At 34.4% G+C, this 19119-nt stretch carries 17 protein-coding genes; 6 read left to right on the forward strand and 11 right to left on the reverse strand.

Going from position 1 to position 19119, the window contains the following annotated elements; all coding sequences use genetic code 11:
- Window positions 1-13: 13 nt before the first annotated feature.
- The 4 genes from mnmA (at window position 14) to QWY78_RS14360 (ending at window position 3899) form a co-directional block, all read left to right on the forward strand.
- A complete protein-coding gene (gene mnmA / locus QWY78_RS14345) occupies window positions 14-1201 on the forward strand; it encodes a tRNA 2-thiouridine(34) synthase MnmA (RefSeq protein ID WP_290221098.1) in 1188 nt (395 codons plus the stop codon).
- 224 nt (window positions 1202-1425) lie between these two features.
- Entirely contained in the window at window positions 1426-2550 is a 1125-nt protein-coding gene (locus QWY78_RS14350) for a Fic family protein (protein ID WP_290221102.1), read from the forward strand.
- 166 nt (window positions 2551-2716) lie between these two features.
- Entirely contained in the window at window positions 2717-3514 is a 798-nt protein-coding gene (locus QWY78_RS14355; protein ID WP_290221104.1) for a hypothetical protein, read from the forward strand.
- Window positions 3501-3899 (forward strand): HIRAN domain-containing protein, encoded by a 399-nt coding sequence (locus QWY78_RS14360; RefSeq protein ID WP_290221106.1) that lies wholly within the window; start codon window positions 3501-3503, stop codon window positions 3897-3899. The genes QWY78_RS14355 and QWY78_RS14360 overlap by 14 nt, the downstream gene beginning before the upstream one ends.
- A gap of 27 nt (window positions 3900-3926) precedes the next feature.
- Here the strand turns inward: QWY78_RS14360 and cls are convergent, their stop codons facing one another.
- The 7 genes from cls to QWY78_RS14395 form a co-directional block, all read right to left on the reverse strand.
- A complete protein-coding gene (gene cls, locus QWY78_RS14365) occupies window positions 3927-5375 on the reverse strand; it encodes a cardiolipin synthase (RefSeq protein WP_290221108.1) in 1449 nt (482 codons plus the stop codon).
- Window positions 5376-5386: 11 nt separating this feature from the next.
- Window positions 5387-6127 (reverse strand): LytR/AlgR family response regulator transcription factor, encoded by a 741-nt coding sequence (locus tag QWY78_RS14370; RefSeq protein WP_290221371.1) that lies wholly within the window; start codon window positions 6125-6127, stop codon window positions 5387-5389.
- A 41-nt stretch (window positions 6128-6168) separates the two neighbouring features.
- Window positions 6169-6468, reverse strand: coding sequence for a 2TM domain-containing protein (locus QWY78_RS14375; RefSeq protein ID WP_290221111.1), 300 nt, complete (start codon window positions 6466-6468; stop codon window positions 6169-6171).
- The gene (locus QWY78_RS14380; protein ID WP_290221113.1) at window positions 6455-6754 is read right to left on the reverse strand and encodes a 2TM domain-containing protein; all 300 of its coding nucleotides are present in this window, start codon (window positions 6752-6754) and stop codon (window positions 6455-6457) included. The genes QWY78_RS14375 and QWY78_RS14380 overlap by 14 nt, the downstream gene beginning before the upstream one ends.
- A gap of 5 nt (window positions 6755-6759) precedes the next feature.
- Window positions 6760-8070: a 2TM domain-containing protein gene (locus QWY78_RS14385; RefSeq protein ID WP_290221115.1), complete on the reverse strand. Its 1311-nt coding sequence runs from the start codon at window positions 8068-8070 to the stop codon at window positions 6760-6762.
- Window positions 8071-8213: 143 nt separating this feature from the next.
- Window positions 8214-10334, reverse strand: a complete 2121-nt coding sequence (locus tag QWY78_RS14390) for a carboxy terminal-processing peptidase (protein ID WP_290221118.1) — start codon at window positions 10332-10334, stop codon at window positions 8214-8216.
- Between the two features lie 160 nt (window positions 10335-10494).
- Entirely contained in the window at window positions 10495-12774 is a 2280-nt protein-coding gene (locus QWY78_RS14395; RefSeq protein ID WP_290221121.1) for a DUF5686 family protein, read from the reverse strand.
- A 208-nt stretch (window positions 12775-12982) separates the two neighbouring features.
- Here QWY78_RS14395 and surE point away from each other — a divergent pair, with 208 nt between their 5' ends.
- A complete protein-coding gene (gene surE / locus QWY78_RS14400; RefSeq protein ID WP_290221123.1) occupies window positions 12983-13747 on the forward strand; it encodes a 5'/3'-nucleotidase SurE in 765 nt (254 codons plus the stop codon).
- Between the two features lie 59 nt (window positions 13748-13806).
- Window positions 13807-14847 carry a GMP reductase gene (locus QWY78_RS14405; RefSeq protein ID WP_290221125.1) on the forward strand — a complete coding sequence of 347 codons (1041 nt, stop codon included), beginning with the start codon at window positions 13807-13809 and terminating at the stop codon, window positions 14845-14847.
- A gap of 82 nt (window positions 14848-14929) precedes the next feature.
- Here QWY78_RS14405 and QWY78_RS14410 read toward each other — a convergent pair whose 3' ends face one another.
- The 4 genes from QWY78_RS14410 to QWY78_RS14425 all read right to left on the reverse strand — a co-directional run bounded on the left by QWY78_RS14410 (window position 14930) and on the right by QWY78_RS14425 (window position 19117).
- Window positions 14930-15280, reverse strand: a complete 351-nt coding sequence (locus QWY78_RS14410) for a hypothetical protein (protein WP_290221128.1) — start codon at window positions 15278-15280, stop codon at window positions 14930-14932.
- Between the two features lie 970 nt (window positions 15281-16250).
- Window positions 16251-16994 (reverse strand): 3-oxoacyl-[acyl-carrier-protein] reductase, encoded by a 744-nt coding sequence (gene fabG / locus QWY78_RS14415; RefSeq protein WP_290221129.1) that lies wholly within the window; start codon window positions 16992-16994, stop codon window positions 16251-16253.
- Window positions 16995-17005: 11 nt separating this feature from the next.
- Window positions 17006-17740, reverse strand: a complete 735-nt coding sequence (gene rsmI, locus QWY78_RS14420; protein ID WP_290221133.1) for a 16S rRNA (cytidine(1402)-2'-O)-methyltransferase — start codon at window positions 17738-17740, stop codon at window positions 17006-17008.
- Window positions 17741-19117, reverse strand: coding sequence for a UDP-N-acetylmuramate--L-alanine ligase (locus QWY78_RS14425; protein WP_290221136.1), 1377 nt, complete (start codon window positions 19115-19117; stop codon window positions 17741-17743). It abuts the gene before it with no gap.
- Window positions 19118-19119 lie beyond the last annotated feature (2 nt).

The following is a 19119-nucleotide window of genomic DNA, read 5'->3' on the forward strand; positions in this document are numbered from 1 at the left end:
ATAAAATGAAAATATGAAAATTGTAGTAGGACTTTCTGGTGGTGTAGATTCCAGTGTTGCAGCGTATTTGTTACAAAAACAAGGGCATGAAGTGATCGCACTTTTTATGCGGAATTGGAACGATGCTTCGGTAACTTTGGAAGATGAATGTCCGTGGATTGAGGATAGCAATGATGCTTTGATGGTTGCGCAAAAATTGGGAATTCCGTATCAAGTGATCGACATGAGCGAATTGTACAAGGAAAAAATTGTGGATTACATGTTCGATGAATATAAAAAAGGAAGAACGCCAAATCCAGATGTTTTGTGCAACCGCGAAGTGAAGTTTGATGTTTTTTTGAAAACGGCTTTATCGCTTGGCGCAGAGAAAGTTGCAACCGGACATTACGCACGAGTTGATTCTTCTTTCGATGAAAATGGGAAGGAAATTTTTCATCTTTTGGCAGGAAAAGATAACAATAAAGATCAGTCTTATTTTCTGTGTCAATTAAATCAGGAGCAATTATCGAAATCGCTTTTCCCAATTGGAGAATTAACGAAACCTGAAGTTCGGGAAATTGCCAGAGAAATGGATTTGGTAACTGCGGATAAAAAAGATTCTCAAGGTTTATGTTTTATTGGTAAAGTAAGTTTACCTACATTTCTTCAACAACAATTAGAACCAAAAGAAGGCGAAATTGTAGAAATTTTTAAAAATTTTGATGGTTTTCAGCAAAAAACTCCTCAATTTTCATCAAAATTGGAAGAATTACAATTTCTTTCTAAAAAAATAAAATACGAAAAATCCGATGGAAAAGTGATTGGAAAACATCAAGGTGCGCATTATTTCACCATCGGACAAAGCAAAGGTTTGGGAATTGGCGGACATGTAGAATCTTGTTTTTTGATTTCCAGAAATATGGAAACCAACACGATTTTTGTAGGAGAAGGAAAAAATTTCCCAGGACTTTTCCGCAAAGCATTGAAAATTGAAAATGCAGAAGTTCATTGGGTTAGAGAAGATTTGCGTTTACAAAATGGCGAATCTATGAAAGTAAAAACCAGAATCCGATACCGACAAACTTTAGAAGAAGCAACATTGTACCAATTTGAAGAAGGATTTTTCATCGAGTTCCACAATCCACAATCTGCCATTGCAGAAGGACAATTTGCAGCGTGGTATTTGGAGGAGGAATTGCTGGGGAGTGGCGTGATCAGTTAGAAGAGCCAAGTACAAAGGAAAAAGAACCAAGTTTGATTAATTTTAGTACATTCTAGTTTATTGATGAAAACCTTAAATAAGATTTTCTTTATTTAAGGTTTTTGCTGTTTTTCTTAAATAGCAATTTTCTTATTTAAGTTATTTCGTATATTTGTTAAATAGAAAGCTTATTATTTACGCAAAACGATTATTTTCGTAAATACTAAGTTAATAATTTAAGCAAAATGAAAAACTTTATTTCTGGCATCAAAATTAATCAAGGTTATTACAAAAGTTTTCAACCAAATTTCATCAATAAAGATTGGACTATTGATGATATGGAAGTTTTGAGTTTATTGAGTAAAGCCGATCGTCAATTGGGAAGGTTAGATACTTTTTCGCAATATGTAAATCTGGATCTCTACATCAGTATGCACATTGCCAAAGAAGCAACTCAATCTACAAAAATTGAAGGAACGCAAACCAATATGGAAGAAGCATTTTTTGACAAAGAAGATCTTGCAGTTGACAAAAGAGAAGATTGGGACGAAGTTCAAAACTACATCACTGCAATGAAAACGGCAGTAAAGGATTTGGAAAATTTGCCAATTTCTTCACGTCTTATCAAAAAAACGCATAAGACATTGCTTTCTGGTGTTCGAGGAGCGCATAAACTTCCAGGAGAGTATCGCAAAAGTCAGAATTGGATTGGTGGAGCAACAATTAATGACGCTGCTTTTGTACCACCGATTTCAAATTCAGTTGAAAATCTGATGTCTGATTTAGAAAAATTTGCAAACGATGATTATAATTTTTTACCAGATTTACTGAAAATTGCTATTATTCACTATCAATTTGAAACAATTCATCCATTTTTAGATGGAAATGGGAGAATTGGGAGACTACTCATTCCAGTTTATTTGGTAAGTAAAGGGATATTAAAACAACCCATTCTCTATCTTTCCGATTTTTTCGAAAAACACAGGACTTTATATTTTGATAATTTAATGAGGGTAAGAACTCAAAATGATTTAACACAATGGTTTAAATTTTTTCTAACAGGAGTAATAGAAACTGCAAAAAATGGTGTAGATACTTTTGATGGAATATTAAAACTTCAAAAAGAACTGGATGTCAAATTATTAACTCAAAAAGGAAATACCGATGACACGAGAAAAATCATTACATCTTTATTTGAAAACCCTGTAACAGACGCTCAAAAAGTGGAGAAAATTATTGAAAAATCCTACGGTTCTGCTTATAAACAGATTGCAATTCTGGAGAAATTAAATATTATAAAAGAAATAACAGGTTCTCAACGAGGGAAAGTTTTCGTTTTCGACGACTATCTGAAATTATTTAAAAATTGATACTTACAAAAACCTTAAATAAACATTTCTTTATTTAAGATTTTTGCTGTTTTTCTTAAATAAGCGAATTTTTATTTAAAATAATTATGCATTCTCTAAAATAAGACTTTAATTTCCTCACTAAAAATTCCTAATATTTAATTAAATTTGAATAGAATAAAAATAAATGACCAAACAAGAACTCATAGAATCCTTAAAAAAATTAAAAGCAGGATACATCTCAATTCTAAACGATTTGGAAGTAATGAAAAACTGGGGAAAAGTTCAGTTGGAAGCACTTTATGCTACGAAAATTGGAAAATATGAAGTAGAACTTCTGGAATTAAAAATTCTAATAAAAACTTTAAAAAAGAAAATTCAGTGGGCGCATCAGGAAATTAATTCTAGAAAATATCCAGATTTTGTAGAGATTGAAAACCGTGCTTCAGAATTGATGAAAGAGGCATACCAAGAAATAAATGAGGCGAAAAGTAAAGTCAATTTTGGAAAAGCAGTTTTGAGCAATTTGGGTTCTCCAGAAGATAGTATGGAATTGAGGAAAATATTTAGAAACATTGCCAAAAGTCTTCATCCAGACATCAATCCTAATTTAACAGAAGAGCAGCAAGAATTGTGGCATCTTTTTCATTCGGCTTACAAAAGTGGAGATTTAGACAAAATAAAAGCACTCGAAATTGTGTTTGAAGAACAATTGAAAGATTTTGAAACTTCGCAAAAAGAACTTTCAGAAGAAGATATTTTGATGCAAACTGCAATGCTAAAACAAGGAATTTTGGAACTGGAAAGTCAGAAAAAAGATTTAGAAAACAATTTTCCTTTTACCATTGAAGATAAAATACGAGATGAAGATTGGGTTGCCGAAAAGCAAGAATCTCTAACCAAAGAAATTGAAGATCTTAAAATATATTTAAAGGAAAAAAAATCTGATTATCAACTCATTAAAGAAACTTATGGATCAGAATAACGAAACTGGATTAAGCAAAACCGATCCTGGTTTATTGAAATTAGTAAGCCAAGAAACAATTTCTTTCAAAGCGTTTGAAGAAGACATTCTTGCCTTGGAATCAATTGTTGCTGGAACTTCTTACCTCAACCTTCAAGAGATAGAAAAAGAAATAATTCCGAAAGAAACCGAACTTACTTTGCAAAGAGAACCAGAAAATGAGTTCGATAAGTTCGCCATAAAACTGCTTTACAAAAACAACAAATTGGGATATATTCCAAAATCTAAAAATCAAACTATCGCAAGATTAATGGATGTTGGAAAACAATTCTACGCAAAAGTTTCAGCAAAAGAATGGGAAGGAAAATGGTTGAGAATGGATTTGGAGGTGTTTTTAAAAGATTAAAGATTTTGTACCAATTACAACATATTTCTACAACAAAGGAGAAACCAGTCGCGCAATTTTCTCTACCAATTGAATATGTTTTGGTCTGTTCAACCAGGAATTGATTTCAATTTCTTCCGCATTTTTTAGATCTTCATCAAAATAATTGGTAAGGTTTTCTGCGATTTCTTTGTCGTAAACGACTGCATTTACTTCAAAATTTAGATCAAAACTGCGGTAGTCTAAATTGGCGGTTCCAACCATCGCCACACTTCGGTCTGCAACCATAGTTTTTGCATGTACAAATCCTTTTTGATACAAATAAATTTGAACTCCCGCTTTCAAAAGTTGAGTGTAATAGGATTTTGCCGCTGCATTTACCAAAAAGGAATCAGAAATTCCAGGAACCAAAAGTTTTACTTTCACGCCAGAAAGCGCTGCCATTTTCATAGCATCAATAATGGTTTCGCCGGGAATAAAATAAGGAGAAGTGAGCAGAATTTCCTGTTTTGCAGACTGAATCGTTTTTATAATTGCATAGTAAATAGACGGTCGATCAGAATCTGGACCACTGGAAACAATCTGAATATTTGTGAGCGAGTCCGAACTCAATTCTGGTTTTGGAAAATATTTTTCGGTCACGTTTAACTTTTTATTGGCGCAATAATTCCAATCTCCAATGAAAATATGTTGCAAAATTGCAGTTGCATCGCCTTCAATTTTCAAGTGCATATCTCGCCAAAATAATTTGTTTCCAGTGCGGGAATTGTCGTATTTATCGCTGATATTAATTCCTCCAACAAAAGAAATATTGCCATCAATCACAATTATTTTTCGGTGATTTCGATAGTTGAGCCGATTGGCAAATTTTATTAATTTAATTTTATAAAACGGAAACGCATTTACTCCATTTTCCCGCAATCTTTTAACCAGATTTTTTCGAATGGACGAACTTCCAAAATCATCATAAATAAAACGAACTTCTACGCCTTCTTTCGCTTTTTGAATCAGAATTTTTTCAATACTTCTTCCCGTTTCGTCATCTTCATAAATGTAATATTCGATGTGAATATGATGTTTTGCATTTTCTAATGCTTTTAAAACTTCTGGGAATTTCTCCTCGCCATTGCTTAAAAGTTGAACTTTATTGTTGCTGGTTAAAGGACTTTTATCGGTTTCGTAAATCATTTTCATCAAACTGAAAAAATCTTTATGACCAACCAACTGATCTAAATTTCGGGTATTATAAAGATCTAGTTTTTCCAGAACCAACTTTTCTTGCTTAGAATCTTGAATGATCTTTTTGCTGTATAATTTGTTTTTTCGATAGTTGATTCCAAAAGAAAAATAGATGAAAATCCCTAAAAGTGGTAGGAAAATTACCAAAAGCAAATACGCCAAAGTTTTGGTTACCGTTTGCGTGTCATAAATGATGCGCAGCGAAACTGCAATCAGAAATAGGATATAAATGATCTCCAGAATTAAAATCCAATTCATATTTAAATAGTTTAATTACTCAACCATTCCTTAAATTCCTTCACTCTATCACGACTTACCGTGATTTCTTCTTCTGGTTGAAATTCCAGTTCTACTTTATAATAAGGCGATGTATGAATATTTTTGATAAAATCTGAACTGATGATAAATTGCCGATTCACACGAAAAAATTTCTTCTCATCCAGAACTTCCTGCAACTCATCTAAAGTGAAATCTGTGGGAAAATTTCTTTCTTTTGTTTGTAGATAAACGATTTTATTTTCGCTGAAAAAACAGGAAACTTCATCGGTTTGTACAATTTTTAAATTATACCCAATTTTAACCAAAATTCTCGATAGTTTTTGCTTCTCTTCCTTCATTAAGGATTTAATTTCCAGAGTATTATATGACGAATCTGAAGGTAAGAAACTTCTATATTTATCAATTGCTTTTTCCAGATCTTCTTCCATAATTGGTTTTAAAAGATAATCGATGGAATTGAGTTTGAACGCCTTCAAAGTATATTGATCAAAAGCGGTAGTGTAAATCATAAAACTTTTGGTTGGTATTTTTTCGAAAATATCAAAAGACAAACCATCTCCTAAAACAATGTCTGAAAAAACCAAATCTGGATGCTCGTTATTTTCAAACCAATCCAGACCTTCTTCCACGGAATTGAGTGTTGCAACTAATTCTAAATCAGCAAACAAACTCAATAATCTTTCTAATTTGCGAGCGGCTGGTTTTTCATCTTCGATGATAATGGTTTTAATTAAATTCACTTTTTGCAATTCTTGGGTTTTCAGTTCTAAATTTACTTATTTTTATCCATCAATTCGCGAATTTTCTTTTCTTCCCAATTTTTACCTAAAATAAAGTTGGGCAAGAAAACGCTCAATCCATGTGCGGCAAGACCAATTCCCCAGAAAAACAATGTCAAGAAATTGCTCCATTGAAAATAGGTTTCGCCCGGTTTCAAGTCCGTATAATTATGGTAAGCAATGAAAGAATTTACGCAGATATAAACTAAAAAATGGATGTAAAATCCTTTGATGCGTTTTACTCTTTTCTTTGCTTCAAGATACTTGATATCGTCATTATTAAAAGTTTCCATTATTATTTTGTTTTAATTGCTTGTCAATCATTTTACGTTCCCAGTTATGATTTAGGAAGAATAATTTTGCACCTTTTATAGCGAGAATAATTACCCAGATGTAGAATATAATTGAGACATTTTTCTGATCTAAAAGTACAATTTCTCCCGTAAGATAATACTTTCTTAAACTATATGCTGCAAAAACTACTGCGAACACTGCCAGACTTAGATAGAAATTTTTCAGTTGGCGAACACGTTCTTTTGCCATCTCAAAATCCATTTCTTTTTTTGTTAAATTTTCCATTCTGTTTATTTTTTATCTTTATTTAAAATTTTCTGAATTTGTTTTTCTTCCCAGTTTTTACCGATCCCAAAAGTTTGTAGAGCGTGAGAACCAACTCCAATTCCCCAACCTAACATCGGCCACCAAAACCAGTAATATTCTGGAGAAGTAAATAGGTTTACAAAAACCAAAAACGGTATTACCAAGCAATAGGAAGTAAGATTAGCATAGAAACCTTTCAATTCTTTCACTCTTTCCGTCGCTTTTTTGTAGGCAATGGCTTCATCTGATGGATTTGTTTTCATGGCTGAAATTTTTTGGGTTAATATTGGGATTTTCACTCGAAAAAACTCGCTGGATTTTTCTATGAAAACATTTTGTTTTGATAATAAGGAATAGCGTTGTACAATATTCGAAAGTCCAATTCCGGCACTTTCTTTCATTTGTTCCCTCTGTTGTAAATTATTTTCAATGAAGAGATAATTACCTTCTGAATAGATTTTTATGACCAATGGTTTGCTTGAAGTTGCAAAATTATGTTTGATGCAATTTTCTAATAATAATTGTAAAGAAAGCGGAACTACAAACGATTTTAATACATTTTCGTTTACATTAAATCCAAAATTTACACTGTCTTCGAATCTGGTTTTCAATAAATTGCAGTAGGTTTTTGCAAATTCTATTTCTTCTTCAACCGTTACCAATTCTTTGTCTTTTTGTTCTAAAACGTATCGGTAAATCTTCGACATTGATGCTGTAAATCTCTGTGCTTGATGTGGGTTTTCATCAATCAAAGCACTCAAAACATTCAAAGAATTAAATAAAAAATGAGGATCCAGTTGATTTTTTAAACTTTCAAATTGCGCATTTGCAGATTTTGCAATAAGTTTCTGCTGTACTACTTCTTGTTTGGTAGAGCTTTTCCAAGCTTCCATAAAACCTTTTGCGTGCAAAATTGCGGAAATCAGTAACGCAATATTAATGGTGAACCAATTGGAAAAACCCAAATTTCCGGTGAAAAATGCGGCAGAATCTTGCTTCTGTAATAAGATAAAATTAACATAATTGCAAAAAAGAACCAAAACGATGTTGACTACCACTGTAGAAATAACTCCATAAACCGTTCTCTTTCTGGTTTCATCCACCCAGGAATATTTGCGGTTGAGAAAATCGTTTACTACCCCATTTCCAAGTGCGATGGTGAATGAATAAAGACCTGCAACCAAAATGTTGAAGAAATAATTTTCTACGGTTTTTTCTATACCAAAAAACAGGAAAATAAATGTTCCCACAAAAAAGGTGATCCAAGACATCGTGATAAGGCTTTTTCTACTCATGGTTAAATTATTAGGACAAATGTACAGTTGGTTAAAGATAAATAAAATAGTTACTGCCTGAAGGGTAAGATTTAGAACCTGAATCGTAAAAAAACCACCGGAAATTACCGATGGTTTTATAAAGATTTATCTGTTGATCTATTTTATTTCATTGCTGCAATTACATTCACTGCTTCCTGAAGGTATAAATCTCGTTGTAGATTCTTGGTCCAGTTTTCTGTTTTTTTGGCAAAAGCCTCGTCACTTTTTTGCCGAATTGCTTCGTCCGGGTTTACCGTAAACTTCAAACCATTGTTGAATTTCGACAGGGTTTTGAATTTTTTGATTTGTGATTTTCGGGTTTGCATCACTTCATTGAATTTTGTTTGGTTTAATGAAATGGTCTCCTCCTTATCTAAATTTTCTTTCCATTGCGCAGATTCTTGCATCAACTGGTAGGTTTTATTGTCTTTCAACCGCGCTTCAATCTGCTTCTGCAAAGCAGTAACAGAAAAATAATTCACCGGTTGATATTCTACGGCCGGAATTTTATCCCAAGCCAAAGCGTAGTCATCATACCGTTCGCCAATCTCTGCATAGGTAAAGAAATCCTTCATTTGAATATCAGATTGAATTCCTTTTCTCTGGGTAGATTCTCCGGTGACTCTATAAAATTTTTGAATGGTCAACTTTAAAGAGCCAAAATCATCACTGGAATTCAAGAATCTATTGAGATCTACAAAAGTCTGTACTGTTCCTTTCCCAAATGATTGTGGCGAGCCAATAACGACCCCTCTGCCATAATCCTGCACAGCTCCAGCTAAAATCTCTGAGGCGGAGGCTGAAAGTTCGTTTTGCATAATCACCAAAGGACCAGTCCAAATTGGCGCATTTGATTTATTTCGAAGGGTTTGAATTTTTCCATTACCGTCTTTCACCTGAACATAGGCGCCAGCATTCATAAACAAGCCCATAATATCGCCAACTTCTGTTAAGCTTCCACCACCATTATTTCTAAGGTCGAGTACGATTCCTTCTACATTCTGTGCTTTCAGTTTAATCAATTCATTTTTAATGTCATCCGAAGCATTTCTTCCTTTTGCGTCTTCGAAGTCGGCGTTAAAACTTGGCAAACTAATAAAGCCGTATTTTTTTCCGTCTGGTGAATTCACGATGATGCTGCGGGCAAAAGTATCTTCAATCTGCACTTCTTCACGCGTCATGGTAACTTCTTTGATGGTTTTGTCTTCTTTCTCTACAGTCAGAACGACCTTGGTTCCTTCTTTTCCACGAATTAGTCGTACTGCTTCGTCTACCAACATTCCTACCACATTTACCGCATCATCACTTGGGTTGGAGCGTACTTTCAAAATTTTATCACCTTTTGCCAATTGTTTTGATTTCCAGGCTGGAGCACCGATGGTGAGCTCACCTAAATAGAGGTATCCTTTTTTCTCTTGAATAATGGCACCAATTCCGATGATTTTTCCTTTAAACTGTGTGTCGAAATCTTCTTTATTTTTCGGTGAATAATAATTGGTATGCGGATCGAAAACTTCGGTGTACGCATTCATGTACACCGTAAACCAATCCATTTTATTTCTTTTCTTAAACCTGCGGAAGGTGTCAGTAACCAAATCTTTTACTTCTTCTGTTGCTTTTATTCTCTTCGCTTCGGGACTTAGAATTTCGAGTTTGATGGTGTCTTTCAGATTAAATTTCTGCACCGAATCCTTTTTCTCTTTCTGCATCTCTTCCTTTGCAGTTAAAGATTCCATTTCCTGTAAAATATTATACTTAATATATTTCTTCCATTCTGCGGCAAGCTCGGTTTGATTTACAGGATTGTTTTTTTTCTTCGGCTCCAGCATGAGTGTTTCATCCTCATTTAAATTGATAGGTTTGCTAAGAATATCCTGGGTGATTTTATCAATTTCGTCAACCCTTTGATACAAACGATCAATGGTTAATTTATAGAATCTTAAATCTCCTTGGTTTAAATAATCATCTAATTTGGTTTTATGCTGCGCAAATTCATCCATATCGGATTTTAGAAAATACCTTTTCGAGTTATCCACCATTTCAAAATATTGCTTGTAGACTTGTTGTGAATAAGCATCATTAATGGGTTTTGGTGAATAGTGTAAATAGCTAAGTGTATTTTTAACGCTAATCATAATGGTCGACATTTTTTCGTCGTCATTTTTTGGTGTGTTAAAACAAAACACCAAGCTCGTTAGTGGAATGAAAAGCAGTAATTTATTGAGTTTAAAGTTTTTGAACATAGACTTGTTAAATAGTAGGTGTAATTGGTTAGAGTTTCTCCCTTTTCGTTACAGGATTTTTCAAAGTATCAAAATTAATACCTTATTTAGAATAAAATATGAATTTTACAATAATTTATTATAATCTCTGAAATCGATTGTACCAATATAGAAGAATTTTTTAAAAATAATACTGGAATCCGAACTTAATTCCGAATTTGTTTGCGGTCGGATTTTCCAGATAATTTCCGCGCCAATTGAAGTCTAACCTTAAAATTCGAATGTTCCCGAAACCAATATTTTCGATCCCGAAGCCGTATTCATAATAAGGTTTATTCGGCGCTTGCAATAATAAATTGGAGGAATTAATCAGTATCGAACTTTCCTTTAAAGAACCAACAGCTGTTCGATAAAAAATAACTTCGCGCAATTTCAATTTTTTTATTAAGGGAAAGTAAGAAAAAATCTTTCCATTAAAATGATGTTCTGCGTGAAAAGTCGCATATTGATCTGCCACAAATTCATAATAATTCAGCAAGGCAAATGTATTGGGGATTAGCCCATAAGATTGGTTCCCCGGAATTACGTTTTGCAAAGCAAGCGGCACCGTGTTGAAGTTTTTACCTGCTTCCACATTTAAAATTAAGCGGCCAAAACTCTTTAATAAAATTGGTTGAAAATAATAAAGTTGTAATTTGCTATAATTAAAATCTGAATTGAAAACACCTTCTAATCCTTGCGAGTATTTCAAAACGATTGTTGAAGCCAATGTACTGTGTTCATAACGATCTACACCATATTGGGAAAATTTTGCTCCTGGTCTTGCCGTTATACTAAACACCAATTTGGAATCATTTAAGTCAGAAAAAACTTCATTATTTTTAAAATAATCGAGGGAGAATTTTTCGAGATTAGCAGATTTTATGCTTTGGCTTGTGGCATCTAAGCGCAGGGTGAAATTCTTAAAAGGATCAATTGCTGCAAATGCACTTGTTTGGTTTACAGAACTTAAAAAGAAATTATCTCCCGAATTCAAAACCCCAGAAGAGGCGAATGATCTTGTCATAATACCCTCATCTGTGGTAAGTTGTGCGCCCAATTGCATGACATCTCTTCTCGTTCCAAGCCCGATGGTGAAGCGATTATCACGGTTGAACATTTTTCTAAATTCTGCCCCATACTTCACCTGATGATCCCGAAAACCATAGGCCGTATAAAAAGCGGCACGCCAGGTATCATTTGGTGAAAAATACGTTCTGGCTCCCAATCTCAAACGAAAACCTTCAACCTCATTATAACCAAAAGTGGAATATAAATCGCCAATATCTATGGCTTTGAACGCGTTGTAATAACCGGTGGCTAAAACTTCGTAAACTTTTACCGCTTTCTTAAATTTGGGAACATTCTGCAATTCTTCCATCATTTGATATACGTTTTCCTCGGTTTTCGAAAGCTGCTCTTTCCTGTTGTCAAGCCAAAACTGGTCATTTTTCTGAAAGTCTTTGTCACTAAGAGACGATAATTTATTTACGAAAATTGTGTCATTGATGTTTTGGTTAAAGAGGTAATCTGAGAAAATCGTGGTTTTCTTTGCCACAATACTTTTTGCTTTTTCTTTTTTTCCAAAGATGGATAATTGAATTTCTTGATAATTTCTTTTCGGCAAGAAAATAGAGTCGTTCGGGTTATCGTATTCTAATTCATTGTAGAAATTATTAACAAAATTGACATTGATGTTTTTACTTGATTTAATGGTTGCACTTACCACAGCGTAGGTTTCTTTGGCAATATAAATTACTCCGAAAATAGAAAGCACCTCTTTTCTTTTAGGTGAATATCTGATACGGTAGGCATCTGTACCATTAATAAATTCCTCGCCCAACAGTTGGTAATCATAGACTGAAAAACCATCTCTGGCAATTGGGCTGGTAAAACCAATATTGAAAAAATTCAGCAAATTGTCGTAAATATTAATATCTTTATAAAGGTTTTTTGCGGTATTTGCTACAATATCATTATCCGAAAAACCTGAGGATTTATTGGCCAGAATCTCTCTTTTTTCTTTTTTAATGGGATCATTTTTCCCCCAATTTTTATAAAGTGTTTCATTAAAAAAAATCGGTAAAGCCAATTGGTTGGCATTGTCCAGCGTATCTGCATACTTAAAAACAAAATCGAGTTTATTGAAAATTTTTCTTTGTGTAAAAGCAGAATCAATATTTGCCAGATCGACCTCTACTTTTTCATATTCTTCAAATTGATAATCTTGAAATTGTGAAAGGCCATTGCTCTTCTTACGTTTCCAAACCTCCTGCATAATATCAAAAGCGGGGTTATCTTTCTTTTTTAATTTCTTTGCAGATTTAATCACTACCTGATCTATAGAAGTTTCTCTGATTTGAGAAATAAAAAAAACAGGCATTACGATTATCGCGAAGAAAATAATTTTAAAATAATTCATATATAAAGGCTCACAAAATTAATTGTACATTCTATTTTTAATCAACTTGCAAAAGTATGACAAAAAATCAGGTTGCTATGTAACCTATATCTCATAAGTTTTTTACGTGTTGTTTATAAGATTCTTTTTAATTTATTGACTATTATTGGAATGAAAATGCTTTATGTATTTTTAAAGAATTATTTTTGTAGAAAATCATTTAAAAATCATGAAAAACCCTTTAATATTAGTCACCAACGACGACGGAATTACCGCTCCAGGAATTAGGAACCTTGTTAATTTTATGAATGAAATTGGCGAAGTAATCGTTGTTGCCCCCAATTCACCACAATCCGGAAAAGGACATGCCATTACCATCAATCAAACCTTAACTTTTGAAGAAATCAGTTTGGAAGGTCCGCAGAAAGATTATTCCTTAAGCGGAACGCCTGTGGATTGTGTAAAATTTGCTTTGGACAAAATCTTGACCAGAAAACCAGACTTGGTGGTGTCAGGAATTAATCACGGCGCCAATTCTTCCATTAATGTGATCTATTCGGGTACGATGAGTGCTGCGGTAGAAGCGGGTGTTGAAGGTTTGCAGGCGATTGGCTTTTCATTGCTTGATTTTTCCTGGGATGCCGATTTTTCTCAGGCTAAAGAATATATTCAAAATATCGTGAAAAAGGTTTTAGAAAATCCTTTGCCAAAAGGAACCGTGCTGAATGTAAATATTCCGAAACTAAAAAAAGACGAAATCAAAGGAATTAAAGTTTGCCGCCAAGCCAAGGCCAAATGGGAAGAAAATTTCGACGAAAGAATTAATCCCCATGGAAAAAAATACTATTGGCTGACCGGCTATTTCAATAACATGGATTCTGGAGATGACGCTGATGAAACCGCACTTGCAGCAGGGTATATTTCCATCGTGCCGGTGAAATTTGATCTAACAGCACATGAGCACCTGCACTATCTGAGAGGAATACTGGAATAAAGCATTGCTGTGTTCTTATCATTCTTACCTTTCCTTTAACCAATAAAAGATCTAAAAAAATGCGTATCGAAACCGAACTCAAATTAGGATTCAAAGATGTGATGATTCGTCCCAAACGATCCACTTTAAAATCACGTTCACAAGTTAGCTTAGAGCGAAATTTTACCTTTAGAAATTCCCAGAAAAAATGGATTGGCGTGCCAATCATCGCCGCGAATATGGATACGGTCGGAACTTTTGAAATGGCCGAAGCATTGTCGAAAGAAAAAATAATCACCGCCATTCATAAGCATTATACCATCGAAGAGTGGTCTAGTTTTCTAGAAAACCAACCCGATTCAATTTATGATTACATCGCCCTAAGCACGGGAATCGGAAAAGGAGATGAGCAAAAAGTGCAACAAATTATTGATGCTCATCCCCAATTAAATTTTCTGTGTATTGATGTTGCCAACGGCTATTCTGAACATTTTGTAGGATTCGTAAGAATGATGCGCGAGCGTTTCCCTGACAAAACCATTATCGCAGGAAATGTGGTTACGGGAGAAATGGTAGAAGAACTTATTTTATCGGGAGCAGACCTTATCAAAGTGGGAATTGGGCCAGGATCGGTTTGTACAACCAGAATAAAAACCGGTGTTGGTTATCCACAACTTTCTGCAATTATAGAATGTGCAGATGCTGCGCATGGTCTTGGTGGGCATATTATTTCTGATGGAGGTTGTAAAATTCCGGGTGATGTGGCCAAAGCTTTTGGCGGTGGTGCAGATTTCGTGATGCTGGGCGGAATGTTCGCTGGTCATGATGAAAGCGGTGGCGAAATCGTGGAAGAAAATGGTAAAAAATACCGATTATTTTATGGCATGAGCTCCCAAACAGCCATGGATAAACATTCGGGTGGAGTTGCTGAATATCGCGCTTCTGAAGGTAAAACGGTAAAGGTTTCTTATAAAGGTGCTGTTTCCGAAACGGTGAAAGATATTTTAGGTGGTGTGCGTTCCACTTGCACTTATGTTGGCGCTTCCATGTTGCGCGAGCTTTCCAAGAGAACCACATTTATTCGTGTTTTGGAGCAGGAAAACCAGGTTTTTGGAAACTGAAATTTGTAATCGTTTATAAATAGAAAATAGTAATTCTGTGGAAATTATGTTATTACTATATTGCTCTGGTTTCCTTTACTTATTACTTTATCCTAATATATTTTTTGTTATAATATTTCTCAAGTTGATTGTTGATATAGTTACTTTCATCTTCGGTAGAAGGTAGCTCCTGAAAGTATAATATTTTAGGAACATTGTTTATTTTATCGATAATTAGCGAATCTTTACTTGATTGATCAATTGTTTTTATTCTTTTGATGACCTCATCGTTGTAAGCATTCAAATCGGTTTGAAAAAGTTCCTTACCGATATTGGTTAAATTGTAATCAATATTAAAATTCGTGAATTTTACAGGGAAAAAAGTGGTTGCAGGTAAGAAAATAACAATCGCACTTACCCACCAAAACTTCTCAACTTTTTTATAAAAAGACATACAAAATAATGTCGAAGTCAGGAAGTAGAAAATTACCAGGTTCTCAAATTGCCTCCCAATAGTATTAAGAATAAACGAAAGAAACACAAGCGGCAAAAAAGAAATTAACCAAATTTTTGTAGTAGTTTTAAAATCAGTGCTTTTATAAATACTATTCAGTTCCTCTTCAAAAACTTTAATAAATAAAGGAATTATTAGCATGGTTTTTAAAATAATGTAAACGGAGTTTGCAGCCATTATCGCAATTCTTTTCACCCATAATAAAACAAATGGTTGATCTGAAGTGCCCAGCCTGGTGAAATTTCCTGGTGATAAAAAACTGATTGATAAAAACACAATACCTATCACGAGCAATAAAAAATTTTTCTTACTTCTATATTTCGTAAAAAATACAATCAAAGAACCCAATAAAAGTAAAGCCAAAATCTCATTAGATCCCATTAAAAGAACTACCAGAAAAATACAGAGAAAAAAATAAATTACTGACTGCGAATCTCTTAATCTACTGATTAAATAGAATAACAAAGCCGATAAAATAACGGGTAAAAAATAGATATTTGATCCCGTGATCCAGAAATAGTGCTCTGGAAGACTAACTAAAAGGACGGTGTAAATGAAAAAAAATATAAAACTTTTTTTGATCCCTTTTAAAAAATCATATTTGAAAAAATGGGTAAAATTCAAAGCAAGAACCCCAATAAAAGAAATTAGTAAAAAAACGGGATATATTTTTGGTAAAATGTTCCTTTCATCATATGCAACTGGATTAAACATATTGATGCTGTACCCAAAATACCTACCACCCCACTCAGAATAAAATTCAAAAATATTATTGAACAGTCCTAGTTTTTGCGTACTGTATGAAAATATAAAATCATCGGTTTGATATACATTAAAAAATGAAATATACACCAAACCGAAAAATAAGCAAATTGACAAAAATAATAGTATATTCTGTACGATTTTCATTTTAAGTCAACATTCCGCCATCTACATTCAATACTTGACCCGTGATGTAGCTTGATAAATCGCTCGCCAAGAAAACACAAGCGTTCGCCACGTCTTCTGGTTGACCACCGCGTTTCAAAGGGATAGAGTCTCGCCAACCTTGTACGGTTTTTTCGTCTAAAGCAGCCGTCATTTCAGTTTCAATAAATCCTGGCGCAATCGCGTTGCAACGGATGTTTCTGGAACCTAATTCGAGTGCGATTGATTTAGAAAAACCGATCACGCCCGCTTTTGAGGCTGCATAATTTGCTTGACCTGCATTTCCTTTCACTCCAACCACGGAAGTCATGTTGATGATCGAACCTGCTCTGGCTTTCATCATGGGCTTAATGACCGCTTTCGTTAAGTTGAATACGGAGTCTAAATTTACTTTGATAATGGTATCCCAATCGTCTTTGGACATCCTGAGCATTAAATTATCGCGGGTAATTCCGGCATTGTTGATCAAAATATCAATTTTACCAAAATCTTCAATAACGTCTGCAGCCAATTTCTGCGCAGCGTCATAGTCGGAAGCATCTGATTGATAAGATTTTACCGTAGTTATCTTTCCCAGTTCTTCTTCTAAGGCTTTGGCTTTATCAACAGATCCTGCGTAAGTGAAAGCGACGTGCGCTCCTTCTTTCGCAAAAACTTCTGCGATTCCCTTTCCAATTCCACGTGTTGCACCCGTAATTAGGGCAACTTTTCCATCTAATAATCCCATATTATTTTAGTTTATTTTTCTAAATTTTTATACTTGTTTTTAGACAAAGGCTTCTCATCTTCATCGGCTTTTATTGGCACATTATTGAGGACCAAAACGATTTCTCCTTTTAAAGTTTTACTTTTAGAGAAGTCTATTAACTCATTGATTGTTCCGCGTTTGGTCTCTTCAAATTTTTTGGAAATCTCCCGGCTTAAACTCACTTTGGTTTCCTCGCCAAAGAATTCTTTGATTTGTTCTAAAGTCGTATTGATTTTGTGCGGACTTTCGTAAATAATGATGGTTTTCTTCTCCTCTGCCAATTGTTTTAATTTGGTTTGTCTCCCTTTTTTCTGTGGCAAAAATCCTGCAAAAAGAAACTCATTATTGGGTAAGCCTGAAACAACCAAAGCAGGAACAAAAGCAGTTGCTCCTGGTAAACATTGCATTTCTAAATGCTCATCAGCGATTGCTTTTGCTAAAAGATAACCCGGATCCGAAATTCCCGGAGTTCCTGCATCGGTGATAATCGCGATATTTTGTCCGTTTTTTAAATCTTCAATTACTTTTTGAGTCGTATGATGTTCGTTATGTAAATGGTAGGATTTCAGTGGTTTAGATATTTCATAATATTTTAAAAGAAAACCCGAAGTTCGCGTATCTTCACATAAAATATAATCCACTTCTTTCAGAATTTTTACTGCTCTGAAAGTCATGTCTTCGAGGTTCCCAATCGGTGTTGGAACAAAATACAGGATTCCACTCATTTATAATTGATCAAATAAATTTTTGCAAAAGTTTTCCAAACTTGGATCACGTGCTCCCATTAATAATAAAACCGTTCCTGAATTTAATCTGGGTTTCAGCGCTTCTAATAAATTGCTTCTGTCTTCTACGAAGTGCGCAATTTTTCCATTTTCTTGAATTCCTAGAATTAAATCATTGGCAGAAATGTCTTTCACCGCAGTTCCTCCGGCATAAAAAATCTCACTCATCCAGATTTCATCTTGTGGTCGTAGCGCAGTAGAAATTTCTTCAATAAAATCATCTTTCAGAAACCGTGTCGGACCGTAGCCATGCGGTTGAAACCAAGCAATTACTTTGTTTGCTAAAGGTTGACATGCTTTTATGGAAGCTGCACATTTTGCAGGATTGTGTGCATAATCATCAATAACCCAAACCCCATTTTTATGCCCAAGAATTTGATGTCGCCGATAAATCCCTTCATATTTTGCTAAACTCGCTGCACAAGTTTGCATGTCAATTCCGATTTGATTCGCGATCGCAATTGCAGCAGTTGCGTTTTCAACGGAATGTTGTCCGAGCGAATTCATTTGAAATTTCTGATCCCGAACTGTAAAAGTTAAGGTAAGTTCGACTTGTTGAAAGTTTTCCGCAGAATAGCCTGCGTTTCGATCTTCAAATCCGAAATCATTTTCAAAGTTCACCGACAAAGATCTCGCCAATGTATTCGATTGATTCACAACAAATAAGCTGTTTGTATTGTTTTTAAAAACAGTAAACAAATCAATTAATTCATCAATTTCCTGATGGTCTTTATCAATATTCAAAAGCAAGCCAATTTCGGGTTTGTATTGTACAATTGAACCATCGCTTTCGTCGGCTTCAATGATCAGCCATTCGCCTTTTCCCACTGCAGCATTTCCAATTTTTCCTTCTTTAATAATGCTTGTTAAACCCGCTCCAGAAATAATGCTAGGTGCAAAATCTGCATCTAATAAAATCTGATAAAGCATGGCAGAAGTAGTTGATTTACCAGAGGTTCCGGCAACTGCAATGGTTTTTTTACTTTGAGCGATTATTGCTAATAATTCGCTTCTTTTAATAATCGGAATTCCAAGCTCGTTCGCTTTCTGAACTTCGTAAACGGTGTCTTCAATTGCGGTAGAAACAACGATCAAATCCGTTTTTTCTGTAATACCGGATCCGTCTTGAAGAAAACAGTGAATGTTTTCGCTTTCTAATTGTTCCTTGGTTTTGTTGTATTCGCCTGAATGAAAATAGCGGTCGCTTCCAGAAACTTCTTTGCCGATCCCTTTCAAGTATTGAGCGATAGCGCTCATGCCGACTCCCGCAACACCAATGAAAAATACATTTTGGAAATCTGTTATATTTTTTATCATAT

This window comes from Kaistella yonginensis (assembly GCF_030409525.1).
GTDB classification, from domain to species: domain Bacteria; phylum Bacteroidota; class Bacteroidia; order Flavobacteriales; family Weeksellaceae; genus Kaistella; species Kaistella yonginensis.